Annotated in this window: 13 protein-coding genes; 8 read left to right on the top strand and 5 right to left on the bottom strand. The window is 67.4% G+C overall.

The genetic code is table 11. From position 1 onward, the window contains the following. The coding region (locus VGL40_14175) for a winged helix-turn-helix domain-containing protein (protein ID HEY3316411.1) at positions 1-186 on the top strand (186 nt) is incomplete at its 5' end. Then, complete coding sequence (locus tag VGL40_14170) at positions 164-1,687, top strand: ATP-binding protein (protein HEY3316410.1); 1,524 nt, start codon at positions 164-166, stop codon at positions 1,685-1,687. The genes VGL40_14175 and VGL40_14170, both read left to right, overlap by 23 nt. 76 nt (positions 1,688-1,763) lie before the next feature. Here the strand turns inward: VGL40_14170 and hydE are convergent, their stop codons facing one another. The 3 genes from hydE to VGL40_14155 all read right to left on the bottom strand — a co-directional run bounded on the left by hydE (position 1,764) and on the right by VGL40_14155 (position 4,348). Beyond that, a complete protein-coding gene (hydE, locus tag VGL40_14165; protein HEY3316409.1) occupies positions 1,764-2,861 on the bottom strand; it encodes a [FeFe] hydrogenase H-cluster radical SAM maturase HydE in 1,098 nt (365 codons plus the stop codon). 69 nt (positions 2,862-2,930) lie between these two features. Next, positions 2,931-3,464, bottom strand: coding sequence for a hypothetical protein (locus VGL40_14160; GenBank protein HEY3316408.1), 534 nt, complete (start codon positions 3,462-3,464; stop codon positions 2,931-2,933). Beyond that, positions 3,461-4,348, bottom strand: a complete 888-nt coding sequence (locus VGL40_14155; GenBank protein ID HEY3316407.1) for a prolipoprotein diacylglyceryl transferase — start codon at positions 4,346-4,348, stop codon at positions 3,461-3,463. The genes VGL40_14160 and VGL40_14155 overlap by 4 nt, the downstream gene beginning before the upstream one ends. A gap of 360 nt (positions 4,349-4,708) precedes the next feature. Between VGL40_14155 and VGL40_14150 the strand changes: the two genes are divergently transcribed. From VGL40_14150 to VGL40_14125, 6 genes are read left to right on the top strand one after another with little or no spacing between them, the layout of a single operon-like run. Continuing rightward, positions 4,709-5,995 (top strand): aspartate aminotransferase family protein, encoded by a 1,287-nt coding sequence (locus VGL40_14150; GenBank protein ID HEY3316406.1) that lies wholly within the window; start codon positions 4,709-4,711, stop codon positions 5,993-5,995. A gap of 5 nt (positions 5,996-6,000) precedes the next feature. Then, a complete protein-coding gene (locus VGL40_14145; protein ID HEY3316405.1) occupies positions 6,001-6,360 on the top strand; it encodes an SCP2 sterol-binding domain-containing protein in 360 nt (119 codons plus the stop codon). 21 nt (positions 6,361-6,381) lie between these two features. Next, positions 6,382-7,773: an APC family permease gene (locus VGL40_14140; protein HEY3316404.1), complete on the top strand. Its 1,392-nt coding sequence runs from the start codon at positions 6,382-6,384 to the stop codon at positions 7,771-7,773. A 13-nt stretch (positions 7,774-7,786) separates the two neighbouring features. Beyond that, the gene (locus VGL40_14135; GenBank protein HEY3316403.1) at positions 7,787-8,218 is read left to right on the top strand and encodes a hypothetical protein; all 432 of its coding nucleotides are present in this window, start codon (positions 7,787-7,789) and stop codon (positions 8,216-8,218) included. After that, positions 8,215-10,284 carry a dehydrogenase E1 component subunit alpha/beta gene (locus VGL40_14130; protein HEY3316402.1) on the top strand — a complete coding sequence of 690 codons (2,070 nt, stop codon included), beginning with the start codon at positions 8,215-8,217 and terminating at the stop codon, positions 10,282-10,284. The genes VGL40_14135 and VGL40_14130 overlap by 4 nt, the downstream gene beginning before the upstream one ends. 11 nt (positions 10,285-10,295) lie before the next feature. Beyond that, positions 10,296-10,832, top strand: coding sequence for a GNAT family N-acetyltransferase (locus tag VGL40_14125; protein HEY3316401.1), 537 nt, complete (start codon positions 10,296-10,298; stop codon positions 10,830-10,832). Between the two features lie 409 nt (positions 10,833-11,241). Here the strand turns inward: VGL40_14125 and VGL40_14120 are convergent, their stop codons facing one another. Together VGL40_14120 and VGL40_14115 are read right to left on the bottom strand one after the other, a co-directional pair. After that, on the bottom strand, positions 11,242-12,453 hold the full coding sequence (locus tag VGL40_14120; protein HEY3316400.1) for a thiolase family protein: 1,212 nt from the start codon (positions 12,451-12,453) through the stop codon (positions 11,242-11,244). A 22-nt stretch (positions 12,454-12,475) separates the two neighbouring features. Next, positions 12,476-13,228 (bottom strand): SDR family oxidoreductase (locus VGL40_14115; GenBank protein HEY3316399.1); only part of this gene is annotated, 753 nt, incomplete at its 5' end.

The raw sequence follows: 13,228 nt of genomic DNA, 5'->3' as shown, positions 1-13,228 counted from the left end.
TACGACTATTACGGGGACTCGCGGACCGTGGACACGCACATTAAGAACCTTCGTGAGAAGCTGGGAGAAGGGGGAAAGATGATCGCCACCGTTTGGGGGGTCGGCTACCGCTTCGACCCTTCCGAGATAAAGGTCCCCGATTCCCCGGCGGCCGAGGCCAGAGATGAATCGAAGCATCGTCGCTAAGCTGGGGATCGGCATCCTTTCCCTGATCGCGGTCACCTTGGTCATCCTGTCGGTGGCGGTGGCCGCCGTTGTTTCGCGCTTCTATGTTCAGACCAGAGTGGTGGAACTGACCCGACACGGCCAGAAGATCGTTGAGCTGGCCGAATCGGGCCGGTTTGGCTCGCAATCTCAGGACCTCATCAACCTGGTGGCCGGCATGAGCGGGGCCACCGTCGCCCTCATCGGCCCGGAAGGCCAGGTCATCAACTGCTCCTCAGGGGGCGCCCACGGCGAGGCCGGCCACCTGGGACTGATGCATGGAGCCGTCGAGGCGTTGAGCGGGAAGGCCGCCTGGACCACCGAGCGCGACCCTTCAACCGGCGCGCCCGTACTGACCGTCGCCCTCCCGATAAGGGTTGAGGGGCAACCTTCGGCCCTTCTTTTCTTGGCCCCGCAGGCCCCGATCCAGGAGACCATCCGGGCCATCGATCGAGTCCTTCTGACGGTGGCCGGGGCGGTGGTCGCCATCGTCACCGTCCTCGCCTTCCTGCTTTCACGGACGCTCTCCCGCCCGCTTCTGAACATGGCCTCGGTGGCCGGTGACATGGCCGGCGGGGATTTCAGCCGCCGGATCTCGGTCCATAGCGAGGACGAGGTCGGCCAACTGGGGAGGAGCCTGAACCACCTGTCCGAGAGGCTCGAGGGTTCCCTTTCCGCCCTGGCCCGCGAACGCGACCAGCTGACGGAGGTCCTCCGGCGGGAACGCCAGCTGGCCAAGGCCCAAAAGGACTTCCTGGCCGACGTGTCCCATGAGTTGCGGACCCCCCTCAGCTACCTGCAGGGGTACTCCGAAGCGATCCTCGACGGGTTGGTCGACAAGGACGAGGAACGCAAGTTCCTGCAGATCATCCTGGACGAGAGCCAGCGGCTGCGGCGGTTGGTGACCGACCTCCTTGACCTGACGGTGGTCGAGTCCGGCCAGGCGCCGATGAGACCGGAGAACGTCCCGGTGGTCGGGGTCATCCGCGAGGTCATCATCCCCTTGGATCCTCTGGCCCACGCTGGGGGGGTATCCTTGGTCGAGCCCTCCCTGTCGATCGAGCAGTCCCCGACGGTGTGGGCCGATTCCGACGCCCTCAAGCGCATCCTCGTTAATCTGCTGGACAACGCCATTCGCCACTCTCCGCCGGGGTCCGAGGTGGCGGTGGCGGTGTGGCCGTCAAGCGACGACGGCGGACCGGTCTCCATCTCGGTTACCGACCAGGGTCCCGGCCTCGAACCCGAGGTCCTGTCCAAGGTGTGGACGAGGTTCTTCAAAGTCGACAAATCCCGCTGCCGGGACAGCAGCGGCACCGGCCTCGGCCTGGCCATCGTCCGCAGCCTCGCGGAGGCCCAGGGTGGCACGGTCTCGGCGACCAGTCGGCCGGGGCGCGGCTCGACCTTCACCGTCTCGTTGCCCAGCCGCCCGCCCACGACTCAGCCGAGCCGCCCGCCCTCCGGCGGGCCGGCCAACGGAGGTTGAAGACCAAGCGGGGCGGCCGTCCTGGCCGCCCCGCTTCCTTTTGCCTTAACGCTGGTGCCATCGCTCGGCGGCCGCCTTACCGGCCAGACCGAACAAAATCGTCCTTCGGGCTGTGCCCCTGGTCCTGGGCCACCGTTCGGCCGAGGGAGGTGATGATCGCCTCGACGCACGGACGGCAGTTCTCCGGCTCCTCGGCCAGGCAGATCTTGTTCGGGTAGATCCGGTAGTCCTCGCGGTAACGCCCCGGGGTCACGTTGGGCATGATCACGTTGGCCCCGAAGCCGAGGGCCTTCTGCCGCCCCTGCGGGTCGATGCTGCCGGTGGCCGTGGTCGCCGGCAGGTGGGTCAGGGGCAGGACCAGGCGGGCCACGCCGAGGGCGATCAGGGTCTGCTCGAGGGTGCCGCCGGGGCAGTCGGCCAGGGGGGTCTCGCCGTTGGGGATGAAGGGCCCGATGCCGGCCATCTCCACGTCCAGCTCCCGCAGGAGGAGGAGGTCGGCGGCGATGGTCTCGACGGTCTGTCCGGGCAGGCCGATCATGTTCCCCGACCCAACCTGATACCCGAGTTCCTTCAGCCATCGCAGGTGCTGGATCCGGTCGGCCAGGACGGTTCCCGGCCGGAGGCGGGCGAACAGCTCCGGGTCGGCCGTCTCGTGCTTCAGGAGGTAGCGGTCGGCGCCGGCCCGGCGCCAGGCCTGATATTCTTGGCGCGGCCGGTCGCCCACGGCGACCGTGACGGCCACGTCCAAGTGGTCCTTGATCCGACGGACGACCCAGGCGATGGTGTCGGCGTCGTAGGTGACGTCCTCCCCCGACTGCAGGACGATGGTCCGGTAACCGAGCCCGGCCGCCCGGCCGGCAATCTCGACCATCTCCTCCGGACTGATCCGGTAACGCTCCAGGTCCTTGTGGCCGGCCCGCAGCCCGCAGTAGAGGCAGTTGCACCGGCAGTGGTTGGAAAACTCGATGACCCCGCGGAGGTGGACGTCGTCGCCCAGGTGGCGTCGACGGACCGCGTCGGCCGCCTGCCTCAGCTGGTCGACCTCCGCTCCCCGAGCCTCGAGGAGGGCCACGATTTCGTCGTGTCCAAGACGATCGCCGGCCAGGGCCCGCTCGAGGGCGCGGGCGAAGGTCGGCCGGCTGGCGGAGACGGGTCGGTCAAGGTCGCTGCCCATGCAATCACTCCCCAGACCATGTTAGCACATGCCCGCCGCCGGGGGAAGCGCCGAGGGAAGGGCCGCGGGTCAGAACGGCGAGAAAGCCCCGATGAAACCGCGGAGGACCTCCAGGCTGTCCCCCACTCCGGCGTACCCGAGCCAATAGACGCGCCGCCCCAGCCGGTAGTAGTAGTTGACCATGCCCGCCCCGTCGACGCGGTAGACCGTCAATCCGTCCACCGGGGACTCGGTCCGGCCGGTGAAGGTGCCGTTGCCCGGCATCTTCTGGTCCATCGCCGTCAGGAGGTCGGCGGCCGACGCGTCATCGGCGGCCCCGGCGATCCATAACCTGGCCTCCCCGCCACTTCCGCGATAGACGGCGACGTAGGCGTCTTTGACCGGGATGCTCAGCCCATGCAGACCACCGATTTGCGCGGCGGCTTCCTGGCCGGTCTGGACCCGGCCGGTGAGGGCCAGGCCACCGACCCGCCGCGGGAAGGAGAAGCCGGGGGTAGCCGCCTTGCCCCGGCCGGCCAGGACGACCCCGGCCGCGATCAGGAGCAGGCCGCTGAGGATGATGGCCAGAGCCCGTTTCGAGCCGGGCGAGCCGCTCGTCCTCACTTGGCGGCCAGCCTGGCCAAGGGCGATTGAGCCGCGTTCAAGGCGTAGTAGGCGATCAGGAGGACGGGAACGGCGAGGCCCCAGGCCCAAGCCGGGACGCGCTGGAGCGGGTCGACCGAGGCGACCGGGGCGGGCCCGTCCACGGCCGCGGGCGCGGGGTCGGCGGCGGGCGCCGACGGACGGCGGGCCCGTCGGAGCCAGGCCACCGACGCGCCCATTGCCACCAAGGTCGCCCACTGGCCCGGGGACAGGAAGAGGAGCGTCCTCGGTTCCCGGGTGAACTCGATGAGGAACCGGAAGGCCGAGTAGCCCAGGACGAACCGGGCCGTCTGGACCCCGGGTCGCTGGTCCTTGCGCCTGGACCACAACCAGGCGAAGAGGATCACGTCGGTGACGACTTCGTAGGCCTGGGCCGGATGGACCCACTGCCCGCCGACGTTGACCGCCCAGGGGAGGGTGGTCGGGAGGCCGAAGAGGTCGCAGCCGACCCGGCCGATGGCGTGCCCGATGGCCATTCCCGGGGCCGCCGCGTCGAGGGACACGGCCGGGCGAAGCCTCAGGTGCCGGGAGGCGATGAAGAGGGTCAAGCCCCCGGCGATGAGCGTCCCGACCAGCGACAGGCCGCCGTCCCAGAGCCTGAGCATGGACGCCGGCTCGGCGAGATAGGCCTTGAGGTTCAGAAGGATGTAGGCCAACCTGGCGCCGACCAGGCCGGCGATGATCGTGGCGATCATGGCCGTGGCGAAGCGATCCTCGTCCTGGCCTTTGCGGCGGGCTTCGCTGAAAGCCACGGCCAGGCCGACGAGGAGCCCGGCTCCCAAGGCCAGACCATAGAGGTTGAAGTGGAACGGCCCGACTTGCCACATCGCGGTCTCTCTGGCCAAGCGCTGACCCCCTAACCCGATGGTAGTACCCCCACCAGGTATCATTCGACAAGGCCAGTGTACTGCGGCGCCTTGCCGTCGTCAATGACTAACGCCAGGCAACTATGTAAAAAGGTCTTAACCGGGCGATGGGCACGGTGGTCGACCAGGCTGCTTCCTTTTCGCCCGGGGTCAGACCCGCCGCCTTCACCGATCCCACGTTTGTCAGCCTGGCCACCTCGGCGGGGCCACGACCGCCGCCGTTTTTACGTCTTATGACCTATAAACTCAACTCCCCTAATTTTCAGCTTAATCGGCAGGGATGTTTGCCTTGGGGACGAAACCCCTTTCATCAACTTGTGCACAGGGGGTGCAAGAGGGATGGCTACGCTTCCGCAGAGGGACCCGGACCACGAGGCCGACCTGGCGTCGAAGGCCCAGGCCCTGAAGGACTACGCCGACTTCGTCAACCCGATGAAGGTCCGAACGCTGAAGTCGGCCGGCCTGGACATCATCGAGGACCGGCGCGAGGGGGCCAAGGTCTGGGATCTGTCCGGGCGCGTGTACATTGACTGCATCACCGGGGCCGGCAGCTTCAACAGCGGCCGCCGCAACCCGGAGATCGTCGAGGTCCTCAAGCAGGCCCTCGACGAGATGGACATCGGGGTCTTCCTCATCTGCTCCAAGGCCAAGGCCGACCTGGCCAAGAAGTTGGCCGAGATCACCCCGGGCGACCTGAAGTGGACGATGTTCGGAGTCGGCGGGGGCGAGGCCAACGACTATGCCATCAAGCTGGCCCGGGGCTACACGATGAAGACCGAGATCATCTCGGCGATCAAGTCGTACCATGGACACACGGGCTTCTCCCTGTCGGCCATCGGCCGCGAGGCCTACCAGAAACCGTTCCTGCCGTTGATGCCCGGTTTCAAGAAGGTCCCCTTCAACGACGCCGGGGCCATCGCCGAGGCGATCACCGACGACACGGCCGCCGTCATCCTCGAGCCCGTCCAGGGCGAGGGCGGGATCATCGTCCCCTCCGACGACTACCTGCCGGCGGTCCGGAAGATCTGCGACGAGAAGGGTGTCCTGCTGATCCTCGACGAGATCCAGACCGGTCTGGGCCGCACCGGTAAGCTGTGGTGCAGCCAGCACTATGGGGTCGTCCCGGACATCATGACCACGGCCAAGTCCCTCGGCGGTTCCATCTACCCCATCTCGGCCACGGTCTTCCGCGAGGACCTCGGCGACTTCCTGATCACCAACCCCTTCGTCCACCTGTCCACCTTCGGCGGGTCGGACCTCGGCTGCGTCGTCGGCCTGGCGGCGATCGACTACATCCTCCGGCACGACCTCCCCGGCCACGCCGCCTTGATGGGCCGGCGTTTCCGGGCCGGCTTCGACACGCTCGTGGCCCAATACCCGAGCATCCTCCTGGAGGTCCGCCAGAAGGGCTTAATGATGGGCCTCCAGTACACTGAGGACAGCCTCGGACCCAGGATGAGCTATCAACTGGCCCAGAACGGGGTGATGGCCATCTTCACCGGCAACGACACCAGTGTCATGCGGCTGATGCCGTCCCTGGTCATCAACGAGGAGGAAGTCGACTTCGTGCTCAACGCGCTCGATCAATCGATGGCCGCGATCCTGCGGCAGCAGGGAGGCAAGTGAAGACGATGGCGACGTCCACCGAAATCCTCACGGCCCTGGCCGACTATCAGGTGCAGTGCAACGGGAATCAACGTCTGCGGAAGATGCAGCGTGACTGGACCAAGCTGATTCACTTCGTGGCCAAGGAGACCGGCGAAGGCTTCACCATGGACGTGGTCAAGGGCGAGATCACCGGGTTCCGGGCCGGTCTCGACGGCACGCCCGATGTCGTCGTCACCGCCCGCAGCGAAGACCTGTGCGACATGTTCTGGGGCGACCTCAACCCAAGCCAGAAGTACTTGCGCGGGGAGATCCAGGTCAAGGCGTCGACCGAGGACGTCATGCGGCTCGACGCGATCACCATGATCATCTGGCCGGAGGCATGAGCGGCCGCGGGGAGGCGTGACATGACCGAACTGAGGAAGAAGATCCGTCTGAGGACGGTGGTTTCGGCCGGGGCCGGGCTGGCCCTGGCCACTGTTTCATACACCTCGAACATGCAGGTGGCCTCATACATGCCCGGCGACTCCGGCTGGATGGCCATCGTCATCGCCGGCCTGGTCTCCTTCCTGGCCGCCTTCTGCTTCGCCGAGCTGGTCGGGATGTTCCCCACGGCGGCCGGGATCAAGCTTTTCATCGAGCGGGCCTTCTCGGAGAAGGCGGCCCTGGTCTTCGCCACCGTCTATATGACCATCAGCGTGGCCGTGGTCGGGGCGGAGACCTTCATCCTCTCGAGCGTCCTGGCGACGGCCTTTCCCATCCCGCGGATCTTCTGGATCTTCTTCTTCCTCATCGTCATCGCCCTGATCAACATCCGCGGGATCACCATGGCCGGCCTGACCCAGGACATCACGACCTACACGATGTTCGCCGCCCTCATCGGGCTGTCGGTCTACGCCCTGATCAAGAACGACTTTCAATTGGTGACCCCACTGTCGCCGGGAGGCGGCATGGGGATGGCCCAGGCCGTCGCCATCGGGGTCTTCCTCTACCTCGGCTTCGAGTGGGTGACGCCGCTGGCCGAGGAGACGACGGACTTCAAGCTCATCCCGCGCGGGATGTTCGGGGCCATCATCCTGCTGGGCCTGTCCTACGCCCTTTTCAACATAGCGATGACGTCAACCGTCTCGAAAGCCGTCCTGACCAAGTCGCCCATCCCCCATGTTCTCTTCGGCCAGGCCCTCTTCGGCAAGGCCGGGATCATGGTGATGATGATCATGAGCATCCTGGCCTCGGTGACGACCTTCAACGCCGGGGTGATGACCGCCTCACGGTTCGTTTACGCCATGGCCCGCGACCGGGCCCTGCCGAAGGTCTTCTCCAACCTGCACCCGACCTACGCCACCCCCTGGCCGGCCATCGTCGCCCTGTTGGCCGTATCCACCGTGGTCTCCCTGGTGGTCCACTTCACCGGCCAGTACAAGGTGCTCATCTTCCTCGGGGCGGCCGTCGAGTGCATGATCTACGTGGTCATGGGCGCCTCGGTGATCGGGCTGCGGAAGCGGCGTCCCGAACTCCAGCGGGTCTTCAAGGTCCCCTTCGGGTGGGCCGTCCCGGTGGCCGTCGTGATCATCTATGGACTGCTCTTCGCCTTGATCTTCGTCCCCGACCCGGCCAACCCGAGCGACGCCCATGCCCAGATGCTGGCCCTGGCCGCTCTGGGCGCGGTGTTCGTCCTGACCTTCGGCTACGTCTTCTGGATCGTCCCGGCCCTGCGGGCCAAGTACGAGGCGGAGGCGCGGAAACGGCAGAAGCGCCGGCCCGGGCGACCGACGACGGCGGGCGCGGCCCCCCAATAAGGAGGTCCTGACAGTGGCCACGTTCAAGAGCGTCGACGATTTCTACGCGGTGATGCGGACCTTCTTCGAGAAAGTACGCCACGACTCCGTCCTTGGGCCGAAGCTGGCCGGGTCGAAGATGTCCATCCGCTTCGTCTACACCGACCCGGAGGCCCAGATCACGATCGACTTCGCCAGCCCGCCGGCCGAAGCGGGGACCTACGCCAACATCGATTACGGGCCGTCGGAGGTCAGGGCCGACGTGACCATGAAGCAGTCGGCCGATTTCTCCCACAAGTTCTGGCACGGCAAGACCAACGTCGTCGCCTCGCTGGCCACCCGGCAGATCATCGCCTCGGGGTCGGTCCAGAAGGCCTTGGCTTTGCTGCCGCTGCTGCGGCCGGTCTATGACCTCTACCCGCGGGTCCTGAGGGAGATGGGCCGCGAGGAGTTGGTGATCAAGTGAGCGGAGCGAACAAGGCCGGGCCGGCGGCCGGGCCGGGTGGCGAGGCCGAGCTCGCCGGCCTGACCCGCGAGCAACTGGTCGGGTTCCTCCGGACGATGTGGCTGATCCGTGAGTTCGAGTTGGCGGTGGCCAGGGGGGTCGAGGACGGGGCCATCCCCGGGATGTGCCACCTGTCGGTCGGCCACGAGGCCATGGCCGCCGGGGTCACCGCCGCTCTGGGGCCGGAGGACTACGTCTCCTCGACCCACCGGGCCCACGGCCACGCCCTGGCCAAGGGGGCCGATCCCAAAGGGATGATGGCCGAGGTCTACGGCCGGGCCACCGGCCTCTGTCACGGCAAGGGCGGGTCGCTGCACGTCATCGACGCCTCGAAGGGGTTGATCGGGGCCAACGGCATCGTCGGGGCCTGGAACCTCCTGGCCGCCGGGGCCGGCCTATCATCCAAGTTGCTGGGAAACGGCCGGGTGGCGGTCACCTTCATGGGCGACGACTCGACCAACATCGGCTTCTTCCACGAGGCGATGAACCTGGCCGCCGTCTGGGACCTCCCGGTGGTCTTCGTCTGCGAGAACAACGGCTACGGGATCACCACCCCGCAGGCCCGGCACACCAAGGTGAAGCGGTTGGCCGAGCGGGCGGCGGCCTACGCCATGCCGGCGGTCACGGTCGACGGCAACGACGTCATCGCCGTCTACCGGGCGGCCCGCGAGGCCGTCGAGCGCGCCCGGGCCGGCGGCGGACCGTCGTTCATCGAGGGCCTGGTCTGGCGGTGGCGCGGCCACTACGAAGGGGACCCCGACGACTATCGGAGCGACGAGGCCAAAGCGGCCGGACAGGCGGGCGACCCGATCACCGCCTTCGCCCGGCGCTTGGTGGCCGCCGGCCGGCTGACCGAGGGCGAGGCGGCGGCGGTCGAGAAGGAGGCCGTGGCGGCCATCGCCGGGGCGTTGCGGTCCGCCGAAGAGAGCCCGTTCCCAGCGGAGGATGAGGTGGGGCGCGACGTCTACGCGCCCGAGCCGGAGGCAGTGGCGGCGCCTCCCGCCCCTCCCCCGCCGCCGGCCGACCGTTTCGTGACCATGTCGGCGGCCATCCGCGAGGCCCTGGCCCAGGAGATGCGCCGCGACCCGCGGGTCTTCGTCCAGGGCGAGGACGTCGCCTTCGGTTTCTTCGGGGTGACCAGCGGGCTCGCCGACGAGTTCGGGCGAGAGCGCGTCCGGGACACGCCGATCAGTGAGAATGCCATCGTCGGAACGGCCGTCGGGGCGGCCATGACCGGCCTGCGGCCGGTGGCCGAGGTGATGTTCGAAGACTTCATCACCGCCGGCATCGATCCCATCGTCAACCAGGCGGCCAAGCTCCGCTACATGTCCGGTGGCCAATACCGGATCCCGCTGGTCGTCCGGACTCCGGGCGGGGCCGGCCTCGACTTCGCCGCCCAGCACTCGCAGAGTCTCGAGGCCCTGTTCATGCACATTCCGGGGTTGAAGGTCGTGGTCGCCTCGACCCCTTACGATGCCAAGGGCCTCCTGACCACGGCCATCCGCAGCGACAACCCGGTCCTCTTCTTCGAACACAAGCTGCTCTACTTCACCGACGGGGCGGTGCCTGAGGAGTCTTACGCCATCCCCTTCGGGGCGGCCGACATCAAGCGGCCGGGCCGGGACGTCACCGTGCTGGCCGTCCTGGGGATGGTCCCGCTGGCCCTGCAGGCGGCCGAGGAACTGGCGGCCGAGGAGGGCCTCCAGGCCGAGGTGATCGACCCGCGGACGCTGGTCCCCTTCGATTGGGAGACGCTGGAGGCCTCGGTCCGTAAGACCGGACGGCTGGTCGTCGTCGAGGAGGGCTGCCTGACCGGAGGCGTCGGGGCCGAAGTCGGGGCGGTCGCGGCTTCCAGGTGGTTCGGCGTGTTGAAGGCACCGCTGGTCCGCTGCGCCGGGCTGGACATCCCGATCCCCTTCGCCAAGCCGTTGGAGAACCTGGCCGTGCCGAACATGGAGGGGATCAAGGCGGCCGTCAGGCGGGCTATCGGCTCAGAGAGTGAGTATCGACGGCAGTCGACAAGATAACCTTCCGCCGGATGGCGCTCGAAGACCTCCCCCTCCTTCACGGGTGGATCAACAGCGACGGGATCCGGCAGATTTGGAACCAGGGCGCGGCCAGGTCACTCGATGAGATAACGGCCAAGTACGGCCCACGGATCAGCGGTCAGGTCCCGACCGATCCGTACCTGATCCTTTTGAACGGGACCCCGATCGGCTACATCCAGACGTACCTTTGGCGGGATCACCCGTCCTACGCCGTTCACCTCAAGCTCACCGAGGAGGCGGCCAGCCTCGACCTCTTCATCGGCGAAGAACGGTGGCGTGGCCGCGGCCTCGGACCGGTGGTCCTGAACCGGTTCTTGAAAGAAGGGGTCTTCGCCCGGCCCGGCGTGGTCAGTTGTGTGATCACCCCGGAGGAAGGGAACACCGCGGCCATCCGGGCATACGAGAAAGCCGGGTTCCGCCACCTGCGGACCGTCGATATCCCCGGGGAGCCGGGACCGGTCCACCTGATGCGGATTGGTCGCGAGGGAGTCCAGGCGGAAGGAGACCCCGATAACGAGCAATCCTAAGGCACAAGTGAGGCCCGGTCGGTTCGACCGGGCCTCGGCGTGCAGTAAAGGGGATGCGAAGGTTTGGCCCTGACGGTCTCATAGCGGAAATTCCACAGTCCGCAGGCCATTGCTCAGAAACCGAACAAACTTAGGAGCCGTGATGTGACGGTCTTGGCCTGCGCTAAGCATGAAAAGGTGCACGCTCGAACCATCTGCCTGCTTATGGCCGTGCTTCTTGTCTAGGTGGTAATAGAGCCTTCCGAAGACGGTATCCGGGTCCACTTTCAGTTTTCTTGAAATCCTGCTGATGTCAATTGGGACATAAATCTTGGAACTTCTGCTGGGTTCTTCATCCATGTATTGCGCAAATGTGTCGTAGTACCCTTCATATATGGTCCTCAGGATGCGTTGGGGAGGTCCAGTGCAATCACCCCGCCCTCTCGACCACCACCGCCTGGCCCTGCCCCACGCCCACGCACATCGTCGCCAGGCCGTAGCGGACGTCGGGGCGCCGCTTCAGCTCGTGGACGAGGGTGGTGACGAGGCGGGCGCCGCTGCAACCGAGCGGGTGCCCGATGGCAATGGCCCCGCCATTGGGGTTGACCCGCGGGTCGAAAGGGTCAAGGCCAAGCTCTTGTAGAACGGCCACAGCCTGGACGGCGAAGGCCTCGTTCAGTTCGATCAACCCGATGTCGGCGAGGGTCAAGCCGGCCCGCTGCAAGGCCTTGCGGGTCGCCGGCACGGGCCCAATGCCCATGACCCTAGGGTCGACACCGGCGGAGGCCGAGGCCACCACCCGGGCCACCGGTCGCAGACCCAGTCCTCCGGCGCGCTCGCGGCTCATCACCAGGACCGCCGCCGCCCCGTCGTTGAGGCTCGAGGAGTTGCCGGCGGTGACCGTGCCTCCTTTGCGAAAGGCCGACGGCAGGGCGGCCAGCTTCTCGGGGGTAGTGTCCCGCCGCGGTCCCTCGTCGACTTCGACCAGGGTGACCCGGCCCTTGCGGTCCCTGACCTCGACCGGGACGATCTCGTCTTTGAACCGGCCGGCGTCGACGGCGGCGACGGCCTTCTGGTGCGACCAGTGGGCGAAGCGGTCCTGGTCCTCACGGGGGATGGCCCAGCGCTCGGCGATGTTCTCGGCCGTCTCACCCATCGACTCGAGGGGGATGATGGCGGCCAGCCGCGGGTTCTCGAAGCGCCAACCGATGGTCGTGTCATAGGCCGTCCGGTTGCCCGTGGCGAAAGCCTGCTCTGGCTTGGGGATGACGAAGGGGGCCCGGCTCATCGACTCGACGCCGCCGGCGATGACCACCGAGGAGTCGCCCACCCGCACCGCCCGGGCGGCCTGGACCACAGCCTCCAGGCTCGAGGCGCAGAGCCGGTTGACCGTCACCGCCGGCACGCTGTCCGGGAACCCGGCCAGGAGGACGGCCATTCGGGCGACGTTCCGGTTGTCCTCGCCGGCCTGGTTGGCGCAGCCGGCGTAGACCTCATCGAGAACGGCTGGGTCGATTCCCACCCGCCCGACCAGGGCCCTGAAGACCAGGGCCAGCAGGTCGTCGGGGCGGACCGCCGAGAGAGCTCCGCCGTGCACACCGACCGCGGTGCGGCAGGCGTCGACAATGACCGCGTCAACCATCTGAGTCTCCCCCTCAGCGCATCTAGACCGCCGACGCCCCGCCGTCGACGACCAGGGTCTGACCGGTGATGTAGCCGGACACGTCGGAGGCCAGGAAGAGGACGGCGTGGGCGACGTCGGCCGGCTCGGCCAGGCGCCCGGCGGGCACGGCGGCGACGATCTTCTGGTGGAGTTCCTCGTTGGACCAGAAGGGAGCGGAGAAGCCGGTCCTGACCATGGCCGGGGCGACCGCGTTGACCTGGATGTTGAACGGAGCCAGCTCGGCCGCGAGGACTCTGGTCAGGACCTCCACACCGGCCTTGGCCACGCCGTAGATGCCCATCCCGGGGGCGGCCCGCCGGGCGGCGACTGAGGAGAGGTTGATGATCTTCCCTCTCCCCTGCCCGCGCATGACCCTGGCGGCTTGGCGCGAGCAGATGAAGGTCCCGGTCAGGTTGGTGTCGACGATCTTGCGCCAGGCCCCTAGCTCGGCGTCGGCCACCGCCGGCGTCAGCAGGTTCATCCCGACGTTATTGACGAGGACGTCGAGGCGGCCGAAAGTCCCGAGGGTAGCCGCGAAGAGCCGTTCGACCTGATCTTCCTCAGCGACGTGGGCGGCCATGGTCAGCAACCGCTCGTCCGTCCCGGCGCCGGCGGCCGCCGCCAGGCCGGCTCGGGCCGCCTCCAATCCCTCCCGCTTCCGGGCGCATATGATCACCCTGGCCTGCTGTTCCAGACAGAGCCTGGCCAACTCGTAGCCGATCCCACGACTCCCACCGGTGATGAGGATGACTTT

It is taken from the genome of Bacillota bacterium (assembly GCA_036504675.1).
In the GTDB taxonomy this organism is placed as follows: domain Bacteria; phylum Bacillota; class Sulfobacillia; order JAJYWN01; family JAJZPE01; genus DASXUT01.
The sequence above is the reverse complement of the archived record's forward strand: the minus strand, read 5'-3'. Positions and strand labels throughout refer to the sequence as shown.

What these genes read in the sequence shown, in the direction of transcription:
- VGL40_14170 (HEY3316410.1), top strand. Translation starts at nt 164, where the DNA reads ATGAATCGAAGCATCGTCGCTAAGCTGGGGATCGGCATCCTTTCCCTG.
- hydE (HEY3316409.1), bottom strand. Translation starts at nt 2,861, where the DNA reads ATGGGCAGCGACCTTGACCGACCCGTCTCCGCCAGCCGGCCGACCTTC.
- VGL40_14150 (HEY3316406.1), top strand. Translation starts at nt 4,709, where the DNA reads ATGGCTACGCTTCCGCAGAGGGACCCGGACCACGAGGCCGACCTGGCG.
- VGL40_14145 (HEY3316405.1), top strand. Translation starts at nt 6,001, where the DNA reads ATGGCGACGTCCACCGAAATCCTCACGGCCCTGGCCGACTATCAGGTG.
- VGL40_14140 (HEY3316404.1), top strand. Translation starts at nt 6,382, where the DNA reads ATGACCGAACTGAGGAAGAAGATCCGTCTGAGGACGGTGGTTTCGGCC.
- VGL40_14125 (HEY3316401.1), top strand. Translation starts at nt 10,296, where the DNA reads ATGGCGCTCGAAGACCTCCCCCTCCTTCACGGGTGGATCAACAGCGAC.
- VGL40_14120 (HEY3316400.1), bottom strand. Translation starts at nt 12,453, where the DNA reads ATGGTTGACGCGGTCATTGTCGACGCCTGCCGCACCGCGGTCGGTGTG.